The organism is Thermopetrobacter sp. TC1 (assembly GCF_000746275.1).
Taxonomy (GTDB): Bacteria; Pseudomonadota; Alphaproteobacteria; order Rhizobiales; family Aestuariivirgaceae; genus Thermopetrobacter.
This window is the reverse complement of sequence record NZ_KN050828.1, coordinates 1,021,321-1,044,289: the sequence shown is the minus strand read 5'-3', so window position 1 is coordinate 1,044,289 and position 22,969 is coordinate 1,021,321. Positions and strand designations below refer to the sequence as shown.

Below are 22,969 nucleotides of genomic sequence, written 5' to 3'. Positions count from 1 at the left end.
CCCCCGCATGAAGGATCTTCTCGAAAAGCATCGCCCCGTCTTTGAGCGGCACGAAGTACTTGTGCAAGCGGGCGCCGATGCCGTCGGCCTCGTCAACGATCGCGTCCTCTCCCCCACCCGCGCCATCATCGGCGGGCGGGAGGTGATCCTGGCCGGCACCAACAATTACATGGGCATCACCTTTGATCCCGACTGCATCGAGGCCGGAAAGCGCGCTTTGGAGGAATACGGCACCGGCACCACCGGCTCACGCATCGCCAATGGCACCTATGCCATGCATCGCGAGCTGGAACAGGCCCTGGCCCGCGTTCTCAACCGCAAGCACTGCATCGTCTTCTCCACCGGTTACCAGGCCAACCTCGGCATGATCTCCGGCCTTGCCGGCCCGGAAGACACCATCTTCATCGATGCCGATTCTCACGCCTCCATTTACGATGGCTGCAAGCTCTCCGGCGCCCAGGTCATTCGCTTCCGTCACAATGATCCGGACAATCTCGCCCGCAAGCTCTCCCGCCACGATCCCGGCAAGGGCGGCCGGCTCGTGATCCTTGAGGGCATCTATTCCATGCTGGGCGACCGCGCGCCGCTTGCCGAGTTCATCGCGGTGAAGCGCGAATACGGCTTTCAGCTCCTGCTGGATGAGGCGCACTCTTTCGGCGTGCTGGGCGAACATGGCCGCGGCCTGGCCGAGGAAGCCGGCGTGGAAAGCGAAGTGGATTTCGTCGTTGGCACCTTCTCCAAATCCATAGGCGCCATCGGCGGCTTCGGCGCCGGCGATCATCCCCTCTTCGAGGCCCTGCGCTGGGCGGCCAAGCCCTACATGTTCACGGCCTCCCCCTCGCCCGCTTCCATCGCCACCTCCCTGTGCGCCGTGCACAAGATCGAAAACGAGCCCTGGCGACGGAAACAACTGATGGAGAATTCGCGCCGCTTGCATGAGGGCTTCAAGAAACTGGGGCTCAAGCTGGGCTGCGAGGAGGTTTCTCCCGTCATCGCCGTTCAGTGTCCGGACGAACCGTCCACGCTTGCCATGTGGAACGCCCTGCTCAAGGCCGGCGTTTACGTCAACATCGCCCTGCCGCCCGGCACACCCGGCGGCGTGCATCTGCTCAGATGCTCCGTATCCGCCGCCCACACCGAGGAGGACATCGACCGCATCATCGCGCTCTTCGCTCAGGTCGTTGCCGCCCAGCCGGGCATGGTTGCCGAAGCCTGATCCTCCTCTTATACCAGTTGCGCTAAGGCTGACCGGTAAAATCGCCCCGCGCCCCCGCCCAAGCCCTTGTTTATAATAATTGGGGGGTTGGGTGGGGGCGCGGGGCGGCGGGTGGTTCATTATGCAGATTGGTATTATGCCGGATACCGTGGCGCATACCCCTCGGAAGAACAGGCCTTTCCGTGCCGAGCCATGTCACCAGCAATGGAGAACGCAACCGCCGCTCCCATCGCCGTGGCGCTCTATCAGCCGGACATTCCGGCTAACCTCGGTGCCACCGCGCGCATGTGCGCCTGCTTCGGCCTGCCTTTGCATGTCATAGAGCCCGCAGGCTTTCCCTGGTCGCACAAGGCCTTGAAGCGCGCCGGCATGGATTATCTCGATCACGTGCGCATCATCCGACATGACAGCTGGCAGGCCTTTCTGAAGGCCATGGGCGATCGCCGCCTCATCCTCGCCAGCACGCGCGCCGCCTTTCCGCATCATGCCTTCTTCTATGCGCCGGGAGACATTCTGCTCTTCGGACGGGAATGCTGCGGTGTTCCGCAGGAGGTGCATGATGCAGCCCATGCCCGCGTGCGCATTCCGCTGCGGCCAGGCTTACGCTCGCTCAATGTCGCCATGAGCGCCGGCATCATCGCTGCGGAGGCTTTGCGGCAGCTTTCAGCCTTTCCGGAGGAATCTCGATAATTTCCGGCTCAGCCGTGTAAATGAGCAGGGCCCGCACCGGCCGATCCGGCCAGAGGGAGCGCATGGCCAGCGCATAAAGCGCAAGCTGCCGGATATGGTCCTCAGGCACTTTGTCGATGCTCTTGGGCGGCGGGCGCATGGTCTTGTAATCGGCAACGATCACCTCCCGCTCCGTCACCACCAGCCGGTCGATCTGACCGGCCACCATCATCTCCCCATCCGCGCTGGCAATCCGCGCCGCTAAGGGCACTTCTGCCCGGCTGTCCGGCCCGAAAAGCGCTGCATAATCTGGGTTATCAAGAAGCCGCTTCACTTCCCCCCAGATGTCCTGCGCCTCCTGATGAGAAAGCGACCGCGGCGGTCGCATCAGCCAGGCAAGCGCCCGCTCTTCGCGCGTTTCCGGCGCAATCTCCGGCAGAAGCTCCAGCAGCCGGTGAATGATGCGCCCGCGCCCGAAGCGGGCCTTTTTCTTCTGCTCGGCTTTCAAGGGGGAAAGCACGCGCTCTGTCTCAGAAACAGCGCCCGCCGCATCCTCCTCCATCCCCGCCGGACGCAGCGCCCGCGAAGGCGCCAGCCACTCCTGCGCCACCGGCTGCGCTACCGGCTGCATCGCCCATTCCGGCAAGGCCGCCTCGGCTGTCTGTTCCTGATCTGCGGTCATGGCCGAACGGAACATATCGCCTTCCGCCATGCGCCAGCCCAACAGCTGCCCCGCCGCATCGCGCAGCGCATGCGCGCTATTCGCCCCTTCGGAAAACAGGGCCTGCAGCATGATGCGATACCAGCTGTCGCGGGGAAGGCGCTCAATGAGTTTAAGCGCCCGTTCCTCATCGCTCAGGTCGCCATCTTCCTTCTTCGCGCGCTGGGAAGGCGCCGCTGCAATATAGAGCCGGTCCCGCGCACGGGTCATCGCCACATAGAGCAGCCGGTGATGTTCGGAAAGCTGCCGCCGCATCCAGGCATCGAACATCACATTCGCCTGTTCATTGCGGTCAGCCGAAGACAGAACCCAGAAGGGAATTTCCACCTGATGCTCCAGCTCCTCCGGCTTGAGCGGCACGCGAATGATCTTGGTCTTGCGCCTGTCAAAAGGATCATCACAGGTATCGGGCAGAAAGACCACCGGCGCCTCAAGCCCCTTCGCCCCGTGCACGGTCATCACCCGCACCTCGTCGCGACGCCCCTCGTCCGTATCCGTCTCGCGCCGGATCTCGGGCGCGGCCATCTCAAGCCAGTCGGCAAATCCGGCCGGCGCGCCGCCATGCTCCATCTCATAGGCCCGCGCCATATCAAGCAGCGCATCCAGCGGCTCCGCCGCCTCTTCGCCCAGCCGCTCAATGAAACGCCGCCGGCCGCCATCGCGCCCCAGGACCCGCGCCAGAAAGGCGAAGGGAGAGAGAAAGCCTGCTTCCGACCACCAGGCATCCAGCTGCGCCACCGCTTGAGTGTAAGGCCTGCCTGCCTTGGCCGCGTTCTGCAGCCGTCGCCACAGGCTCGCCTCCTCCGCCCGTCCCCGTTCACTCAAGGCAATGAGGTCATCGTCATCAAAGGGACGGCCGTCATCACGCGCCAGCAAGGGGCTTTTCAGCACGCAGGCCAGGGAGAGGTCATCCTCCCGGTTGGCGAGAAAGCGCAGAAGTGCCAGCATATCCTGCACCGCCAGATAATCCGGCAGCTTCAGGCGATCCGCGCCCGCCACAGGAATACCGCTCTGTTTCAGAACGCTGATGATCGTTTCCATGAAATCGCTGCGCGAGCGCAAAAGGATGAGCACATCGCCATAGCGCACCGGCCGATAGCTCTTCGGCCCCTCCCGCACCGGTACGCCCTCGGCAATGAGCCGGCGGATGGTCTGTGCCATGCGCCGCGCCAGCCGCATGCGCGCATTTTCCCTCACCCGCAAGGAATCGGGCGGCGCCCAGGGGCTGCGGGATTCTTGCGCATCCGCCACTTCCGGCAGCCACATCTCAACAAGCCCCGGCGCATCGCCCCAGGCGGAGCGATGCCCTTCGCCCCCTCCGCCATGATCGATCAGGGGCGGATCAAGGTGTTCCAGCACCGCATCCACCGCCTTGAGGATCACCGGTGCGCTGCGGAAGGAGACACTCATCTCCACCGCCTTGAAGGTCAGGCCCGCATCGGAAAAGCAGGCGCGATAATGCGCCTCCATCTCCTTGAAGACTTCCGGCTCCGCCCCCTGAAAGGAATAGATGGACTGCTTGTAGTCACCCACGGCGAAAACCGTGCGCGGCAGATGCGCCGAATTCTCCTCATAACGCCCCCGGCCTGCGCAGAATTCTTCCGTCAGGCGTTTGATGATCTGCCATTGCTGCGGTGAGGTATCCTGCGCCTCATCCACCAGCACATGTTCAATGCCGCCGTCGAGCCGATAGAGCACCCAGGCGGCATCGCCCCGCGCCGGATCCAGAAGATGCAGCGTGCGCGCAATAAGATCATCATAATCGACAACACCCATGCGCCGCTTCAAGGCGGCATAGGTCTCCATCACTGCAAGCCCCGCATTCAGCAGCGCCCGATTGGCATCGCGCACCACACACCCGCGCTCCTGTTGCGCAAACTCGTAAAACTGATCACGAAGATCAAAAAGCTCCTGTGCCAGCCCCGAATGATCATTCCGCACATCCTTGGTGAGCATGCTTCTGTCGGCACGCGGTTCCCCTTTCTGTGTGAGGAACAGACCATCAGCAAATTTCCACAGGAGCGAAACATCATCGCCCTCGGCCAGCGCAAGCAGCTGACGCAACTGTGCTTGCCGTTCGACATCGGTTTTCTTTGAATAACCATCGAGATGCGCAATCAGCTCATCCAGTGCATCACGCACCTTGAGCACCTGCGCCCGCCATGCCTCGCGAAGCTGCTGCTTATTCGTCGTGGCATCATCCACTCCCAATTGTGCGCTCAAGACCGCGTGCCAGGCTTCAAGCAGCGTCTCATTCTCCAGAAACGGCTGCAGCCTGTGGCGATGGCTCAGCAGCTCATTGAGCAGCTCATCCAGCGTCTCTTCCCGCAGCCGCAAGGAGAGCGCGGCCAGATCATCCTTCAGTTTCTCGAGCCGCACCGGATCAAGCGGCGCGGTGCCGGCCAGCACCATGTGCCGCGCTTCCGTGATCAGCTCGCGCGCGCCCTTTTCATCCAGAACCTCAAACCCGGGCGGCAGGCCGGCCTCCACCGGAAAGGCCTTCAGCAAGCGCTCACAGAAGGCGTGAATGGTCTGAACCTTCAGCCCGCCCGGCGTTTCCAGCGCCCGCGCAAACAGCTGTCGCGCCCGCACCAGCGAATCCGCCTCATCAAAGCGCAGGCTGCCGCCGGTGATGTCATAAATCGCCTGCCGCAGCCCCTCATCGTCGAGATCGATCCAATCGGACAGGCGCTTGAAAATGCGCGTTTTCATCTCCGCCGCCGCCGCCCGCGTGTAGGTCAGGCACAGGATGCGCTGCGGATCCACACCCTCCAGCAGCAGGCGGATCACCCGCCCGGTCAGGACATGCGTCTTGCCCGAGCCGGCATGAGCGGAAACAAAGGCGGCGATTTGCGGATTGGCCGCCTCCAGCTGCCGCAGTGTCGCCTCCCTGATTGGATCAGTCTGCCCCCGGGCGCTCATGTTCCGCGCTCCTCATCTTCGCCGGCTCTTGCGCCTTCTTCGGCCTCATCGGCGAGGCGATGCCGCCATTCCTGCCAGCGCGCCAGATGGGCAAACGGCACAAGATAGGGCTTCGCATCCTCAAACCCCACCGGCAGATAGGCCTGATCCTCACGGGCATAGGCACCCATCAGCTGCGCAAGCCCGTTCAGGGCCTCCCGCGCCCGATCATTCGCCTCGTCCGAGTTGCCAAGCCGCTTCACCTCTCCGGGCGGCACGCCACCGGTGAGCCGCACATAAGCAAGTTCCTCAATCGCCCTTGCCGGGCCGATGTCGGCAAAGCCGCCTTTGAGGGCCATGGCCCCTTCAAGATCCAGCTGCGGATCATAGTCGGAGGAATCCGGTTTCTTGCCTGGCGCCTGTCCCGTCTTGAAATCCAGAAGGCGCACCGCACCATTCTCAAGCAGATCAAGCCGGTCCGCCCGCGCCGTCAAGGTGAATGCGCCCCCGCCGTCAAGAGAGAGAACAAGCCGCCCTTCAATTTCCGCATGCACCCGCCGCAGGGATGCGCGCCAGCTTTTCTCCTGCTCCAGAATCCATGCTGCCATGCGCTCAAGCCGCGGCGACCACCAGTGCAGGCGCATCTCATCATCAACCGCTTCCAGAAAGGCCTCCTTGAGAAACGCAAACAGCTGTTCTTCGGCATTCTCCGGCAGATCGGGGCCGGAATGAGCCCTGAAAAACCGCTCCAGCGCCGCGTGAATGGCCGTGCCCAGCTCCCTTGCCCCCATGCGGCAGACAAGATCATCCAGCGGCTCAAGCCCCAAAACCTGCTGCGCGAAAAAGACATAAGGCGCGCGCATCAAAAGCCCCACCCGGGTGACCGACAGGCTGTCCGGCCGCAGGCGCACAGGCGGTCGCGGGCATGGCGGATCAACAGGCCGCGCTCTACCTTTCGGCCGGTCGAGCGCCCGCGCCCATGCAAGCAGATGGGGCTGGGGCCGATCCGCTGCTTCTTGTTCAAGGCTGGATCGCAGCGCCTCAAGACGCAGAATCCAGCGCGAGGGCACCGCCGGCTGCTGATCCACCCGCTTCGCCCAGGTCAGCCAGACCGTGCGGTTGCCCGCCGCCTGCACGAAATCATGTGCGGTCAGCCCAATGCGCCGCTCCGGCACCGGCAGGTCGATGCGCCTCTTGTCCGGCCGGTTGAGGAACGGATCCACCTCCGCCGCCGGCGGCCAGATATCCTCGTTCAACCCGCCGAGGATCTTCACATCCGCCGGCACCAGCCGCGCCTCCAGCAATCCGAGGATGAACAGCCGCACTTGCGCCTTCTGCGGCGGGCGCACCGGCCGCCCCGAAAGTTCCGTGATTAGATAGAGCGCCAGATCCTGCAGCGTCAGCCGCGGGCCGAGATCGGCATGATCGATCAGATCGGAAACCGCCTCCGCCAAAGCCTCGCCCGCCTCGCCTTCCCACAGCAGGCAGCGGCCTTCATCATTGGTGCACAAGCCTTCCGCCGTCTCGAACAGACACCGCAGAAGCGTGCCAAAGTCCACAGGCTTCGCCTGCCGCCCCGCCGCCTGCCGGGCAAGGCTCGAAAGCGCCGTGCTGAGCGCCCGCGCCACCTCGTGCATCGCCGCCCAGTCCTCCGGCGAGAGCGCCCGCACCGCCCTGTGCGCCTGAAAGGGTTCATTTTGCACCGCTTGCTTACGCTGTTGCACCAGCGCCTCCAGCCGCTCAATGCCGGGCCAGGAAGGCAGCGCGCGCAAAACGGCGTTTTCCAGATGGGTGAACCGCTCAAGAAACACCCCGCGCCCCATGCCGCAGCAAACGAAGGGATGCGCCGCCAGCGGCGCCAGCTTTTCCGGTGGAAAGCCATTGAGGGCGGCATCGAGCAACAGTTTCAGGAATACCCCGGGCGGCGCATCGGCCAGCGGCAGCCCCGCAGAATCATCAACCGCAATCCCCCAGCGCGTCAGCTCCTCACGCACCTGCTGCGCCAGCGCCCTGTCCGGCGTGATCAGCGCGGCCGTGCACGGCCGCTTCTCGCCGGTGAAGGCATCCACCACCTCCCGCTCCAGCGTCTCGCGCATGAGAAGCGCAATGGCGCGCGCCTCCTCATGCCGGTCATCGGCGTCGAGAAGATTGAGCCCCTCGCTTCCCTTGAGCAGCACATCGCGCTTCTTGCGCACGATGTTTGGCCATTGATCACTCGTCTCCGCCGGGCGCATCACTTCCGAGAGAAGAAACGCCCGCGCACAGCCCGTATCCGTCCGCCACTCGTCAAGCCCGGGCAGGTCCTCCACCTCCTTCCGGTCGGCGCCAATGGTCTTTAGCAGCCGCTTCATGCCATATTGCGGATGCCCTTCCGGCAGCACATCCCAGCTCTTTTCATCCATGTTCCTGTCAAGCCCGGGCAGGATCACGCAGCCGAGAGGCATATGGGCGATCACCTTCAGCAGCTGCGCCGTGGCCGGGATCGTGCCGGTGGAACCGGCGGCAATCACGGGTGCATCAGGCGGCGATGAGCGATAGCGTTCCGCCTGCGCTTCAATCAGCCGGCTGCGCCGCGCCGCGGCATCCATATAGCCGCGCTCGGCAAGCCGATTGGCATATTCGGCCCGCACATGCCGCAGAAGCGCCCGCGCCGCCAGCCTGTGCTGCGGCCTGTCGTCGTCAAGCAGCGCATCGAGAGCATCAAGGGGCAGATTCTCAATGGCGAAGGCATCGATCAGCCGCGCCAGCGCCCGCGCCATTTTCAACGCCTCGCCGGGATGGGTGCGGATCAGCTCGGACAAGGGCCATTCCCGGTCACTTTCCGCCCATTCCCGCACCAACTCCGCCAGCAGGAAATGCCGCACCACCGGCGGAATGGGCTGCGGCAGATCGGCAATGACCTCCTGCCCCGCCGCATCGAGAAGCGCAAGCTCATCCTCATCAACATCGCCCAGGGGATGAATGCGCGCCAGCACCTGCGCCCCGGACGGCGCCACCGTCATCAGCTCGGCGGCCAGCAGGCGCGCCGTGCGCCGCGTAGGCAGCCAGATGGTCCAGTTGACCAGATCCAGCGGCGAGGGCGGCGCGCCACCCGGCACCGGCAGATTGCCGGAAAGGATCGCCCGCGCCAGCGCCGGAAGAAAGGCGACATCGGGGGGGATAGTGTATACACGCGGTCTGCCGCGCGCCGTTGTCGTCATGCCGTTTGTTCAGTCCTGTTCCATCGGGCAAGCGCCGCTTCCGCCCCGGCGATGGCCTCAGGCGTGCCCACGTGCAGCCAGAGGCCGTCATGGAGAAGACCATACATCCTTCCCCGCGCCAAAGCGACATCGAACAGCACATTCATGGAAAAGGCAGGTGCATCCGGCGCCTGCGCAAACAAACGCGGATGCACCACATAAATCCCGGTAAACGGCAGGGCCTCGCCTTTCGCGCGCGCTTGCGCATCGGCCCGCGCAAGCCGCCCGTTATCGTCCATGATGAAATCACCCTGCCCTTCATAGCCCACGGCCCGCGCAAACGGCGCCAGAACGGCCAGACAGTCCATGCGGGCATCGTCCCAGGCCGCTTGCAGGCGCACAAGCAGCGGCTCCTGGCCATCACACCAGAAGCTGTCGGTATTGAACACGAAAAAGGGCGCATCCCGCTCCAGCAGCCCCGCATCAAGAGCCTTGCGAATGCCACCGCCCGTTTCCAGCAAATGCTCACGCTCATCAGACAGCAGGATCTCCGGCGGCGGCGTTCGCGCCTCTGCCCAGACCTCGATCTGATCCGCAAGCCAGTGCACGTTGACCACAACGCGCGCAACGCCATGCCGTCCGGCGGCATCCACCACCCGATCGAGCAGCGAGCGCCCGGCCACCTTGATCAGGGGCTTGGGCGTTTTCAATGTCAAAGGGCGCATGCGCGTGCCCAGACCGGCCGCCAGCGCCATGGCCGTCTTGATGCCCGTCATGCCCCGTTTCCTTCCGCGCTCTTCTCCGGCGTGATTGCTTCCGGCAGGTTCTGCTCCATCCATGCCCGCAGTTCGCCAAGCGCCGGATGGGCCAGATTGCGCGCAAGCAACCCCTTCACCCGCGGCAGATGCCGAAGATAGCCGGGCTTGCCATCCCGCAGCTTCAGCCGCACGAAAATGCCGAGAACCTTTGCCGCCCGCTGCGCGCCCATCACGGCATAGGCGGCCCGGAAGACCTCTTCGTCAAAGCCCGCCTCCTGCTGTCGCCGCAAGGCAAAATAGCGCTGCAACATGGCCTCCTCGAGCGCTTGCGGAATGCTCACCCGCGCATCCTGCAAAAGCGAGGCCAGGTCATAGGCCGCAGGGCCAAGCACGGCATCCTGTGTGTCGATCAGACCCACGCGCGCAAGCCCTTTTCGCTCAGGAAGCCAGATGAGATTGGGCGAATGATAATCCCGCAAGCACCACACCGGCGCGCCAGCCTGCGTCAGAGGCAGCGCTTTCGCCCAAAGCTTTCGGTATTGCGCCTTCGCCGCTTCATCCGCCGGCGTGCCTTTCACGAAGGGCCAGAACCAGTCCAGCAACAGCTCCGCCTCGATGAGAAAGGCCTCTTCGTCATAGGGCGCGATCACGTGCTCTCCGGCCGGAGTCGCGACCACCTGCGGCCAGGATTGCGCGGCCATCGCCGCCAGAACGTCCACCGCCGCCGCTAGGGGCTCTTCCATGATCCCTTCGGCATAGAGCCGGCCATAGACGGCATCACCCAGATCCTCCAGCACGAGCAACCCGTGCCTGAGATCCTCCGCCAGAATGCGCGGCGCGGAAAAGCCCCGCTCAGCCAGAACCGTATTGACCGCCCACACCGCCCGTGCCGAACGGGCGAGATGCGCGATTTCGTCATAACTCCTGCCGTCGCGGATTGGCGGACCATCCGGCCTTTCCGGCATATCCATGAGAATGCCCGCAGCCCGCCCCTCTTCCACGAGACGCTCATAGCGCCGCGCGGAGGCATCCCCCTGCAGGAAGCGCCTCTCGATCTTTCGCCCCTTGGCGAAACGCTCGACAAACTGTCGCGCCCTCTCCATGCGCGCAAGGCGCTCCGCCCATGCGCCATGCCCCGCAAGGTATGCGCTTCGTCCTGCCGCGACATCATCGCTCAGCGCAATCTCCAGTCGGTCGGCAGGCAGACGCTCCAGCCGGTCCGGCCATTCAACCAGCATGAGATGCGTGCGCGCCAGATCCTCCAGTCCCAGCTCGTCCACCTCATAGGGATCGGCAATGCGATAGAGATCCACATGCGCAACCGGAATGCGCGTAAAATCATAGGGCTGCACCAGGGTGAACGTGGGGCTGGGCACTTCGAAGGCACCATGCTCCGGCGCCAGAGCATGAATGAGCGCCCGCGCCAGTGTGCTCTTGCCCGCGCCCAGAGGACCGGACAGCAACAGCCAGTCCCCCGGCTTCACAAACAGGGAAAGCTCCCGGCCCAGCGCCACCGTTGCCGCCTCGTCGGGAAGGTCACGCGTAATCTCGTAAAAATCCTGCTGCTCGGTCATATTGGAAAGATGCCGCCATTCGATCGTTTCTGCCCCGTCCTCACGGGCAGGGCGAAGCGGATGTTTCCCTTGCATACCATCATTGAGATGACGGGCTCATGCCTGCGCCTTGCCATTGCGGCCGCTGGCGCGAATGATCACCTTCGGCCGCCCGGCCGCACCTTTGGCGCTTTTGGCAGGTGCTGATCTTTTTTCCTCGCCACCGCCTGCGGGCCGGATGGTGATGCGCGCCGCGGCGGAGCCGGCCTGCTCCCTTGCTGCTTCGGATGCCTCCCGTGCAGGCAAGGCTGTGGCCTCGCCCCGCACCGCGCCATCTTTCTTGCCAGCATCACCACCGCCCGGCGCGCCGCCCGCCTGTGCCGCGTCAGGAAAATGGCAGATCACCAGCGTGCCCTTGCCCTTGCGCGTTTCCAGCAGCACCTGCCCGCCATGCAGCTCCACCAGGCTTTTCACCAGAGGCAGCCCCAGCCCCGTGCCGCGATGACCGCCCGGTGCATGCCGGCTGGTGAAACGCTCAAAGGCGGTCTTGGCGAATTCCGGATCCATGCCGGGGCCTTCATCAGCCACCCAGATGTCCACGCCGCCTTCGCCGCGCCGCGCGCCCATGTGCACCTGTCCGCCTGGTTCGGAAAAGCTGATGGCGTTGGAGAGAAGATGATGCAAGACCTGCAAAAGCCGCCGCCTGTCGGCCCGCACCGTTTGCACATCCTCGGCAATATCGATGTGCAGCACCAAATCGCGCTCCTCCAGCCGCCCGGCCATGGCCGCCGCCGCCTCCTGCAAGGCATCCTCCACCGGCACCGGCTCAATGGCAAGCTCCATGCGCCCGGCATCGATGGTGGTGAGATCGAGGATGGTGTCGATCACCGAAAGCAGCTCCGAAGAAGACAGCCGGATATAGCCCACATATTCCTTCTGCTGCTCAGAAAGCGGCCCGGCCAGACCAAGATCCAGATATTCGGTAAAACCGATGATGGACGTCAGCGGCGTGCGCAGCTGATAGGAAATCGATTCCAGGAAGCGGGATTTCAGCCTGTCCGCCTCCATCAGGGCCTCGTTTTTCTCCTGCAGGGCGCGCTCCGCTTCCGCCTGCGCGGTCATGTCCACCCAGGTGAGCAGGGTATTGCCATCCGGCAGCGGCACTGCCACGTGATCATAGACCCGCCCGTCCTTGAGCATCTTGCGGCCGGAGAAGCGCTCGCGCCGCTCGCTCATGCCGGTGACGGTGTAGCGCACATCATCCCAGAAGGCCGGATCATCCAGCAGCCGGCTGGCCTGTTCAATGAAGGCGTTCACATGCGGCCGCCGCGCCAGCATCTCTTCTTCCACGCCCCACATCCTGGCAAGCATGGGGTTGTAAAGCCGCAGGCGGCCATCGGTGCCAAACAGCGCAATGCCCTGATGCAGATTGTCCAGCGTTTCGCGATAGGCGGCCATCAGCTCCTTGAAGCGCTGCTCCAGCCGCATCTTCTCGGTCAGGTCCTCGAAGATGTAGAAGACGCCGCCGTCGGCATGCGGTTCCGCAATCACGTGAATGGAGCGGCCGTCCGGCAAATGCCAGCGCTCCTCAAAGCCCTCCGGCGAGGTGTAAACGGCAAGGTGCTCCTCCCGCCAGATGGGATAGTCCGCCTGTTGCGGCAGCCGGCCAAGATCATGCAGGCGGTCCAGGATCTCGCCATCCTTCGGCCGCTGGCGCAGCCAGTCCTCATCCAATCCCCACATGCGCACATAGGCGCGGTTGAAATAGGCCAGTCGCTGATCGGCGCCGAAAATGGCCACCGGCACCGTCAGCCGGTCCAGCATGCCGATCTGGGTTTCCTGCTGATGCTTCAGCTCCTTCTTGAGCGCATCCAGCTCCGTGATGTCCCGCGCCCAGTAGGCCATACCGGATTCATGCGGCACGCCCACGATCTCAAGAATGCGGCGATCTCCGGCGATGACCGCCTTGGCCTGCCAGCGCCGGCAGCCGTCCTCTTCCGCAATGGGCGCCAGCTCATCGAGCGCCACCAGGCGCAGCCCCTCCCGCATTGCCGCATCCAGATCCTCGGCCTCCACCGCCTTCAGCCAGGCGCGATTGGCCCAGAGCAAGCGCCCGTGCTTCGATTCCAGCCATACAGGCTCCGGCGCATCATCGAGCAGCCCCGCCAGCTTCGACAGCCGCCTTTGCAGCCGCCGCACGGCATCGGCCGTGCGCAGGGCCGCCTCCCGCTCGCCGAAAACGGGGCGAATGCGCAGCGCCAGATGCGTGCCGGAAACCCGTCCGTCCGCTTCCAGCACCGTTCCGGAAAGGGTAATGATCGCGATGTTGAAGGCCTCGCCCCGCTCCTTCAGACGCGCGATCCTGCGCCGCAGACGCAAGGCGGAATCGCCCTGCAGCCAGGTTTCGAACTGCAAGAGCTCTGCCGCCACCCGCGGCACGTCCTCCACTTCCGGCATCATCACCGAGACATGCTGCGGAGCATCCGCACCCCCCTGCCACAGGATCAGCGCATGCGGCTCTGATGCCAGAAGCGCCTCCGCTTCATTCAGGCGCGCTTCCAGCGAGCGCGCGCGTGCCTTTAAGGACTCCACCTGACGCTTAAGCGCGCGATGACGCATGAACAGCACACCGCCGATGAGCCCGGCAATCGCAAGGCCGGAAAGGCCGACGGCGAGAAGGGAGACATCGAAAGCTCCGGCGTTCTCAACCGGCATCGCCTGCCCCCACGCCGGAGCCGCCGCCGCAACAGCGGACAGGCAGGAGAAAGACGCCACAGCAGGAACCGAATGCCGGCGCTTCATCGGCCCGCCCGCTGGCTTTCTGTCCATGTCGCCTCGCCTGCCCCGTTTCATGCCGTAAAAATCGCCTTTTGAAGCGCAAAAATGGCCCGATACGCCCTGAATCCGTCATCGACCCGTCCGCCCGCTGTGGCGACAGGTCCGTTCTTCTACGCGACGGCACACACCGGAAAGAAAAATCGCAAGGGAGGATCGGCCCCGGTTTGCGGCCCTGTAAAAGCCGGGCCGCCGGCCTCATGCCGGACGGGCTATCGAATCACCCCTCACCCCGTTGTGGGGATAGATTACCCGCAAATCGGCCAAATGCCCACATGAACAAAACCGGGCAATTTTTACGCAAACACCTCTTTACCGATCCGGGGCCCATCAAAAGGAAACGCCCCGCCAGAAATGAGAGCCGGCCGCATCGCGCATTCACAAGAGGCAGCTTCAGTAGCCGGCCTCAAAGCGCTGCGGCGCCGGCGCCACCACTTCCGGCCCCGTCGGCGTCACCTTCAGGATGGCAAGTCCGCGCTGGATAAGCCCGTTCTTGCGGAAGCGGAACAGGCCGTTCATGCCCTGATAGCCTTCGGGATTGGTGATCTGCCGCACCGAGAACGTGCCCTGCCCATCGCCGTGGCCAAGCGCGATGGCCAGCGAGGTGGCGTCATAGGCAAGCGAGGCGATGCGCGGCGGCTTGTAGCCATAGGACTTGCTGAAGTGATCGTTGAAGTAGTTCACAAGCCGCGGCTCCACGCCGGCATACCAGCCGCCAAAGGCCAGTTGCGCGGTGCGCATGCCCACATCATCCCACAGGCCGGTGCCGAGAAGCTGCACCCGCCCGGCTGTCACCCCCTCGCTGGCGAAGGCCTTGCCCGCAGCCTTCATCAGCTTCGCCCCTTCGGGGAAGAACAGGGCATCGATCCTCCGCGCCGGATCGGCCAGCTTGCGCGCCATGCGCCGCGCCGGCGTGGCAATTCCCACTGCGGTGCGCACATAGCGCTCCTCATCCACGATCTGCACCCGATGGCGCTTGGCGGAGGCCTGCAATGCGCGCTCCACGATCGTGCCATAGCTGGAGCTGGGAATGAGGGCGGCGATCCGCCGCTTGCCCACGCGCGCGGCATAACGGATGACGTTGTCCACCTCCTCCTCCGGCAAGAAGCTCATCAGGAACACGCCATTGCCCGCCACCGACGACATGGAGGAAAAGGCAATGACGGGAATGCCCGCCGCTTTCGCCTCCGGCGCCACCGCACGCACGCTGTTGGACAGAAGCGGCCCCAGGATCAGCCGCGCCCCTTCGCTCACCGCCGCCTGCGCCGCCAGCCGCGCGCCTTCCGGCGTGCCGCGCGTATCCTTAACCACAAGGGTGATGCCCGGCTTGCCGGCATCGATCATGGCAAGCTCCGCCGCCTGCTTCAGCGCCTTGGCCACGCGCCCCGTCTGCCCCGGCGCGCTCAGCGGCAAAAGCAGCGCCACCCGCGGCGAACCCGCCGCCGGCGGCTGCGTGGCGTTCAGGTTCGGCTGCTGCCCTGGCGTCTCTGCATCGGAGAACAGATCGCCCACGCCCATGCCGCCGGAACATCCGGCCAGCGCAAACACCACCGTCAGATACATCAGCGGCCGCAACAGATGCCGCAGCCGTTCCTCAATCCATTTCTCAAGCCGGAAAAGGGCAGCCACCACCTGTTTCACCGGACATTCCCTCCACTGGGCCTGTTTTGCCAACGGGGCATACAGCCGGATTCTTTCCTGCGCCCGCCGCTTCGATGGACAGAGGCTTGAGCGCCTGAACCGAAAAAGTATTACGGAAACGTTGACGGGCTGTTAACCTCAAGAGTTCCTGAATGCCCCTGAAAGACATCGAGAAGAAGCAAAAGGCCGCATCATCTGGCCGCGCCAATGCGGCAATTTTGCGGCCCGAAACACCCGACACGACCGCAACGAACAGACCTGCGGGCACAATCCGCAACCCGGGCGCAAATGGCATGATACCAGGTTGCGCAAAGGCTGACCGGTGAAGTCACCCATAGGACACGACACAACATTGCCATCTTCCTCGTCACCCCGGCGAAAGCCGGGGTCTCGTGCCATAATCTCATGAATTTGTGGTCTGAGATACCGGCTGATCTACGGTATGACGATGCATGTGTCATGTAGTATGGAAAATCGCTCCGCAGCACGATCAAGCCCTTTTTAATTTGGGGAGAGCGAGGGCGGTGGGTGGTTCATTATGCAGGCTGACATGACATGACGCACGACAACGAAAGCGAAAGACGTTTCATCATCGAGGGCTGTGCAATTCCGGCGCGGCCCATCCCTTCCGGCCTGCACATTGTGGCCACGCCCATCGGCAATCTCTCTGACATCACCGTGCGCGCGCTCGCCACGCTTGCCGCTGCCGATATCATTCTCGCCGAGGACACCCGTCACAGCGCCCGCCTTCTGCATCATTACGGCATCCATGCCCGCCAGCTCAGCTATCATGAGCACAACGCCGCGCGCATGCGCCCGCGCATTCTGTCCCTGCTTGACGAAGGCAAGGCCCTCGCCCTCATCAGCGATGCCGGAACGCCCCTCATCTCCGATCCCGGCATGAAACTGGTGCGCGAGGTTCTGGCCCGCGGTCATGCCGTCTATGCCATCCCCGGGCCGTCCGCCGCCATCACCGCGCTCACGCTCTCCGGTCTTCCCACAGACCGCTTCCTCTTCGCGGGCTTTCCGCCCGCAAGGTCCGGCGCCCGCCGCCGCTGGTTGCAGGAGCTGGCCGGCATTTCCGCCACCGTGATCCTTTACGAATCCCCGGCGCGCATCCGTGCCACCCTTGCGGACATCATCGACATCTTCGGCGACCGCCCCGCCGCCCTGTGCCGCGAGCTCACCAAGCTGCATGAGGAAGTCCTGCGCGGCCGGCTCTCTGAAATCGCAGAAGAATTGCACGCCCGGGAAGCCATCAAGGGCGAGATCACCCTCGTTATCGCGCCGCCGGATGAAAAGTCCGCCCCACTCATCCGGGAAAACGCACAAACCCATCCGGACTGGCGCGAGGCCTTGAAGGAGGCGCTGCAACATCTGCCGCCGGCCAAGGCAGCACGCGAAATCGCCCGCCGCTACGCCCTGCCGCGCAAGGAGGTTTATGATCACGCCGTCTCGCTGCAAAAAGACAGCGACCGCCCCAATCCCCCGAAAGACGGATAGCCTCACCAAAAAGGAGGCGACCCGGCCGGAAATGCCGGATCGCCCGTTTCGTTCTCTTGCCCTGTGAGTGTCCAACCGGTAATTCACTAAACTGCCCCGCGCCCCCGCCCAAGCACCCTGTTTGATGCATAATATCGGGTGGTTGGGTGGGGGCGCGGGGCGGCGGGCGGTGCTAAAATTCGCCTGCAGGCGAATTTTCGTTTGGGCTCTGAAGCCGGAAAAGCGCCTTTCAAGCCCCATGAGAGCAGAAAGGGCGCGCTTTTCTTTCAGAGGTTGTAGCCTGTCTCGCCGTGTTCGGCGTAATCGAGGCCTTCCGTCTCCGCCTCCGGCGGAACACGCAGACCCGTCACCGCCTGTGCGATCTTGCCGATGATGAAGGTGAGCACCGCGGAATAGGCACCAACGACGACAACCCCCAAAAGCTGCACGCCGAACTGGCCCAGCACGCTGTTGCCTTCCGACACCCCCGTGCCGCCCGGCAGCCCGGCGAGCAGGGCCACCAGGAGCGTGCCCGTGGCGCCCCCGACACCATGCACGGCGAGCACGTCAAGCGCATCGTCGATCCGCCAGCGCTGTTTGACCACTTCCACCATGAAGAAGCAGACAATGCCCGCCGCAATGCCGATCAGCAGCGCCGCCATCGGCCCCACAAAGCCGGAAGCGGGCGTGATCGTTGCCAGCCCGGCGATGGTGCCGGTGACGAAGCCGACGAGGGAAGGCTTGCCGTAGCGGGTGATCTCGATGATCATCCACACCAGCGAAGCCGTGGCCGCCGAAATGTGCGTCACCAGCATGGCCATGCCCGCATCGGCATTGGCCGCCAGCGCCGAGCCGGCATTGAATCCGAACCAGCCGACCCAGAGCATGGCCGCGCCCACCATCACCATCCACGGCGCATGCGGCGGATGCACATGATCGGGAAAGCCCTTGCGCGCCCCCAGCATTTTGGCGATCACCAGCGCGGAAACGCCGGCCGTGACATGCACGACAATGCCGCCGGCAAAATCCATCACACCTAGGCTGCCCAGCCAGCCGCCGCCCCACACCCAATGCGTCACCGGCACGTAGACCAAAAGCAGCCACAGGCCGGAAAAGAGCATCACCGCAGCGAAGCGCATGCGCTCCACCCAGGCACCGACGATCAGCGCCGGCGTGATGATGGCGAAGGTCATCTGGAACATGAAGAAAACGGTTTCCGGCAGCCCGGTGCCGTCACGCACCGCCCCGCGCGGCAAACTGGCGAGCAGCACCTGCGACAGCCCGCCGATGACGGCATTGCCCTCCGTGAAGGCCAACGTATAGCCGATCAGCAGCCACAGCACCGAGACCATGGCGGCAATCGCCGTGCACTGCATGAGCACGGACAGGAGATTTTTCGCCTGCACCAGCCCGCCATAGAACAGGGCCAGCGCCGGAATGGTCATGAACAGAACGAGCGCCGTGGAGGTCAGAATCCACGCGGTGTCGCCCGGATTGATACTCGCGGCCATGCCTCCCCTCCTCTTTTGCACAAAAATTAAGCAAAAGATGCCCATATGGGCTTATTGCTTACGTATTCAGCATCAAACGGAGGAGATGGCAAGAGACCAGCTCAAAAGTGCGCAGATTTTTCGCACGTTTTTCGTGCATCTGCCGAACGAATGAACACGATGCATGCACAACCATGCATCATTGGGCACACGACATGCCCCCATCGTCATACCGGCAAAAGCCGGTATCTAAGGCCACAAATTCATGAGTTTGCGGCCCGAGACCTAAAGCTTCCGCCGGAGTGATGAGGATGATGGCAAGTTGTGTCGTGGAGTGTGGTCCCGCCGTTCATGCATGAGAGGAAAGGCCACATTTCACGACACACATGCAGTCCTGCCGGCTGCTTTCCGGCATGACGATGTCTGTGTCATGCAAGGGCCGCATCTTTTGCGCGGTTAATGCCGTGCCCCTATTCGGGAAATGCCTCCCGCGCCATGGCAGCGATGGTCACGTAATCGGTCTTGCCCGAGCCCAGAACCGGGATCTGATCCACCACCAGGATCTCGCGCGGCACGAACAGCTCCGGGCTTCCCGCCTCCTTCATGGCCCGCGCCAGCGTCTTGCGGTCCAGATCCTTGCGGGTGGTGACGAGGATCAGCTTCTCGCCCTTCTTCTTGTCCGGGACATTGACCACCGCATGCCCGTCATCCGGCCACAGACTGTTGATGACATTCTCCACCGCCGTGAGCGAGACCATCTCGCCGCCAATCTTGGCAAAGCGCTTTGCCCGCCCGAGAATGATGAGGAAGCCATCCTCATCGAATTTCACAATGTCGCCGGTGTCATACCAGCCATCCTGCGGCGGCTCGATCACGCCGGGCGTATCCGCCCGCAGATAACCCAGCATCACATTGGGCCCCTTCACCACCAGCCGGCCGCCTTCCTCAATACCCTCCACCGGCTCCAGCCGCGCCCGCATGCCCGGCAGTAGCCGCCCCACGGTGCCGGAGCGGAAATGCATCGGCGTGTTCACCGAAATCACCGGCGAAGTTTCCGTGGCGCCATAGCCCTCGTAGATGCGCAGGCCGAACTTCTCCATCCACAGCTCGCGTGTTTCCTTCTTCACGCGCTCCGCCCCCGCCACCACGTAGCGGACATTATAGAAGTCATAGGGGTGCGCCTTGCGCGCATAGCCGTTGAGGAAGGTATCGGTGCCGAAGAACACCGTTGCCGAGGTGTCATAGACCAGCTCGGGGATGATCTTGTAATGCAGCGGCGAGGGATAGAGGAACAGGCGCGACCCCGCCACCAATGGCAACAGCACCCCGGCGGAGAGGCCGAGCGCATGGAACATCGGCAGGGCGTTGAAGACGAGATCGCTGGCGCCGAGGTCGATATGGGAAAGCACCTGATGCGCATTGGCCATGAGATTGGCATGGGACAGCGCAACGCCCTTCGGCACGCCTTCCGAACCCGAAGTGAACAGGATCACCGCCGGCTTGTCCGGATCGAGATCGGCACCGGCCAGTTTCAGCCCCGTGCGCCCGAGATGGGCGAGCATCAGGCCGCGCAGCTTGTCGAAGGCGCCGATGCGCTCGCGAATGTCCTCCAGCCAGAGGATGCGCGCCTGCTTGGAAAGAAAATCGATCACCTCTTCCAGCTTGCCCTGCTCCACAAAGCGACGGGAGGTGACGATGGTCTTCACCCGCGCCGCCTTGCACGCCGCGCCCATGTTCACCGCACCGGTTGAGAAATTCATCATCGCCGGCGTTCGCCCCGTAACAAGCAGGCCAAGCAGGGTGATAAGACACGCCGCCGATGTCGGCAAAAGCACGCCCACCGTCTCCTCGCCCGGGGTTGCATCCGCCAGCTTCCGGCCCAGCACATGCGCCCCCACGAGAACCCGGTTCAGGCTCATGGGCATGCGCTGCACATCTTCCAGCACCTTGCGCCGCCCGCCATGATCGCGCCGCGCTTCCAGAATGCCCTCCAGCAGATGCCGCCGCCAGGGCGAGGTGCAAAAGGCCGCCTCGTTCATCACGTCATAGAGGCGGTCGGCCATGGCCTTGCGCAAGGCCGGGCCCATGAGATCCCTGCGCGGCGGCTCCAGCCGCTCAGGCGGCAAAATGGTAAGGGTGATCTTCGGAAACAGCCGCAGCCGCTGCTTGCCCGCGGAAAGCTTGGAGAAGAACCGCGCCTTCTGCGCGCCGGAGATGCGCACCGGCACCACCGGGGCATCGGCCTTGTGGGCAATCATGCCCGGGCCTTCATAAATCTTCATCAGCGCGCCGGTGATCGAGATGCGCCCCTCGGGGAAGATCACCACCTTGCGATCCTCCTGCACTGCCTTGATCAGCGTGCGCGTGGCCATGGGATTAGTGGGATCAATGGTGAGAATGTCAAAGACCTTCCCCGCCAGCCGCAAGAGCGTGTCATCACGCGCCACGATGGTGTTGACCGCGAAGGTGGCATCCTCCGGCAGATAGCAGGCCAGCAGCGGCCCATCGAGGAAGGAGACATGATTGGGCACGATCACCGCCCGCTCGCCGGCCTTTTCCAGGTTCTCAAGCCCCTTCACCTCCACGCGATAGAACAGGCCGAACAGGAGCCGCCCCAGGGAGCGCAGGAACTGCCGCGGCATGCGCCAGATGATATAAACGGCCACCAGGGCATTGGCCGCCGCCAGAATCAGGAAAACATCAGGCAGCGCCGTTCCCAGTTTCAACGCCAGGGCCAGCAGGAATGACCCCACCGCCATGAACAGGGCATTGAGCACGTTGTTGGCGGCAATCACGCGCGCGCGTTCCGCCTCCTCGGAAACATGCTGCACGAAGGCATAGAAGGGAACGACGAACAGCCCGCCGAAGGCCGAGACCAGCACGAAATGCAAAGCAATGCGAAAGCCCTGCCAGGTGAAGAGAAAGTCCGACAAGGAGCGCAGCGCATCGCCTTTCGCAACCGGGGCAAGCCCGCGCGAGGCCAGCCACAAATCAAACAGCGCCAGTGTCATGAACAGGGCGGCCAGGGGCGCAAACCGCACCGAAATCTCGCCGTTGAGCAGCCTGGAGGCCGCAAGCGACCCCACGGCGATGCCAACCGTGAACAGGGCGATGAAGAAGTTCGTCACCTGCTCGTTGCCGCCGAGATAGGTCTTGGCGAAGGGCGGCACCACCGCCAGCAGCACCGCGCCCAGCATCCAGAACCAGGAAATGGCGAGAACCGCACCCAGAAGATCGCGCCGCGGCGCAATTACGCCGATGAGCCGCGCCGTTGCCTTGATGATGTTGGCGGACTTCTCCGGCTTCTCCGCCGCAGGCGGCGCCGGTGGAATGCGCTTCGCCGCCAGCCAGCCGATCACGGCAAGCGCAATCAGGGTGAGCCCCACAATCCACGCCCCCGCACCTGTGAGGATCAGCAGCCCTCCGAACAGCGTGCCCAGCAGGATCGCTAGAAAAGTGGCAATCTCGATGAAGGCGTTGGCATCCACCAGCTCGTCATCGGCCAGATGCTGCGGCAGGATGGCGTATTTGACCGGACCGAAATAGGTGGACTGCACCCCGGCCAGAAACAGCACCAGCAGCATCAGCGGCACCCATTCCAGAATGAGCGCCAGCATGGCCAGAAGCGCAATGCCGATTTCCGCAAGCTTCACCGTGCGCGCAATCGCCGCCTTGTCGTGCCGGTCGGCCAGCTCGCCCGCATGGCCGGAGAACAGGAAGAAAGGCAGAATGAACAGGCCGCCCGCCAGCGCCACAAGCGTGCCCGTATCCCAGCCCTGCTGATCGGCAAGCCTGTAGGTGATCAGGATGACAAGCGCGTTGCGAAAGACGTTGTCGTTGAAGGCGCCCAGCGCCTGCGCGATGAACAGGGGAAGATAGCGACGGGTTCTGAACAGGCTCAAGCGATCGACCAGTTTCCTGCGCATTGTTTTCTCCGCATTGGCCCCCGGCACGGGTCGAAACGGCGGGAATTTTCCGAAACGTGCGAAGTGTGTTCAAGAAGGGCCATGCCCGCAAAAGATGAAAAACGGGTAAGCACAGCGCATTTTTCTGAAAATCCATGAAGATCGAAAGTCAAAGGCCCGCACGCTTCCCATGAAGAAGCGGCGGGCCTTCGATCGGAATTTGCCACCCTGGTTCCGCTTGTGGCCGGATACGCAGTACCCGGATTCCGGCTCGTTCACGGCCAGAGGCGGTCCAGCTTTCCGGGCGAGGGCGAACGCGGGCGGCGCGCCCGGATCATGGTTGTTTCCGGTGATGATCTCCCGGGCCTTGCCGTGCCCCTCGCTTGTCAAGAAGAGTGGCAGAAAACCCTTTTCGCTTTGCTAAGGAAATCTTGTCGCTTTGCTAACGGCAGGCTCGAAACGGTGCAGGTTTGTGTCCCGAAATGATCCGGCCACAGCCTTTCCCTGCCCGCCTGCCACCTTTAGTCGTGCCGGGATGTAAAAAATCAGGGGCGTGTCTCCTCATGACGGGAAGTTCATCCCGACACCGCCACATTTTCTGCTAAGGTGGCAGAAGGCC

General features: G+C 63.7%; 11 protein-coding genes. 3 read left to right on the top strand and 8 right to left on the bottom strand.

Going from position 1 to position 22,969, the window contains the following annotated elements; translation table 11 throughout:
• The first annotated feature begins 7 nt into the window (after nucleotides 1-7).
• Together EK16_RS08280 and EK16_RS08275 are read left to right on the top strand one after the other, a co-directional pair.
• Nucleotides 8-1,216 (top strand): serine palmitoyltransferase, encoded by a 1,209-nt coding sequence (locus EK16_RS08280; protein ID WP_038035806.1) that lies wholly within the window; start codon nucleotides 8-10, stop codon nucleotides 1,214-1,216.
• A gap of 204 nt (nucleotides 1,217-1,420) precedes the next feature.
• On the top strand, nucleotides 1,421-1,906 hold the full coding sequence (locus EK16_RS08275) for a tRNA (cytidine(34)-2'-O)-methyltransferase (RefSeq protein WP_038035805.1): 486 nt from the start codon (nucleotides 1,421-1,423) through the stop codon (nucleotides 1,904-1,906).
• Here the strand turns inward: EK16_RS08275 and addA are convergent.
• The 6 genes from addA to EK16_RS08245 all read right to left on the bottom strand — a co-directional run bounded on the left by addA (nucleotide 1,851) and on the right by EK16_RS08245 (nucleotide 15,473).
• Nucleotides 1,851-5,528 carry a double-strand break repair helicase AddA gene (addA, locus tag EK16_RS08270; RefSeq protein ID WP_038035804.1) on the bottom strand — a complete coding sequence of 1,226 codons (3,678 nt, stop codon included), beginning with the start codon at nucleotides 5,526-5,528 and terminating at the stop codon, nucleotides 1,851-1,853. The two genes, EK16_RS08275 and addA, sit on opposite strands and share 56 nt — an antisense overlap.
• Nucleotides 5,525-8,707, bottom strand: coding sequence for a double-strand break repair protein AddB (gene addB, locus EK16_RS08265; protein ID WP_038035802.1), 3,183 nt, complete (start codon nucleotides 8,705-8,707; stop codon nucleotides 5,525-5,527). The genes addA and addB overlap by 4 nt, the downstream gene beginning before the upstream one ends.
• Nucleotides 8,704-9,462 (bottom strand): nucleotidyltransferase family protein, encoded by a 759-nt coding sequence (locus EK16_RS08260; protein ID WP_038035801.1) that lies wholly within the window; start codon nucleotides 9,460-9,462, stop codon nucleotides 8,704-8,706. The genes addB and EK16_RS08260 overlap by 4 nt, the downstream gene beginning before the upstream one ends.
• A complete protein-coding gene (gene tsaE / locus EK16_RS08255; protein WP_081910422.1) occupies nucleotides 9,459-11,018 on the bottom strand; it encodes a tRNA (adenosine(37)-N6)-threonylcarbamoyltransferase complex ATPase subunit type 1 TsaE in 1,560 nt (519 codons plus the stop codon). Before tsaE ends, EK16_RS08260 begins: the two co-directional genes overlap by 4 nt.
• A 96-nt stretch (nucleotides 11,019-11,114) precedes the next feature.
• Nucleotides 11,115-13,826 carry a sensor histidine kinase gene (locus tag EK16_RS08250; RefSeq protein ID WP_197059655.1) on the bottom strand — a complete coding sequence of 904 codons (2,712 nt, stop codon included), beginning with the start codon at nucleotides 13,824-13,826 and terminating at the stop codon, nucleotides 11,115-11,117.
• 399 nt (nucleotides 13,827-14,225) lie between these two features.
• On the bottom strand, nucleotides 14,226-15,473 hold the full coding sequence (locus tag EK16_RS08245) for a penicillin-binding protein activator (RefSeq protein WP_051929095.1): 1,248 nt from the start codon (nucleotides 15,471-15,473) through the stop codon (nucleotides 14,226-14,228).
• Between the two features lie 555 nt (nucleotides 15,474-16,028).
• Between EK16_RS08245 and rsmI the strand changes: the two genes are divergently transcribed.
• The gene (gene rsmI / locus EK16_RS08240; protein WP_038035799.1) at nucleotides 16,029-16,976 is read left to right on the top strand and encodes a 16S rRNA (cytidine(1402)-2'-O)-methyltransferase; all 948 of its coding nucleotides are present in this window, start codon (nucleotides 16,029-16,031) and stop codon (nucleotides 16,974-16,976) included.
• Between the two features lie 266 nt (nucleotides 16,977-17,242).
• On the opposite strand, the gene EK16_RS08235 is transcribed toward rsmI, so the two are convergent.
• Entirely contained in the window at nucleotides 17,243-18,466 is a 1,224-nt protein-coding gene (locus tag EK16_RS08235; RefSeq protein WP_231573639.1) for an ammonium transporter, read from the bottom strand.
• Nucleotides 18,467-18,915: 449 nt separating this feature from the next.
• The gene (locus EK16_RS08230; protein WP_081910381.1) at nucleotides 18,916-22,371 is read right to left on the bottom strand and encodes an acyl-[ACP]--phospholipid O-acyltransferase; all 3,456 of its coding nucleotides are present in this window, start codon (nucleotides 22,369-22,371) and stop codon (nucleotides 18,916-18,918) included.
• Between the last annotated feature and the right edge of the window lie 598 nt (nucleotides 22,372-22,969).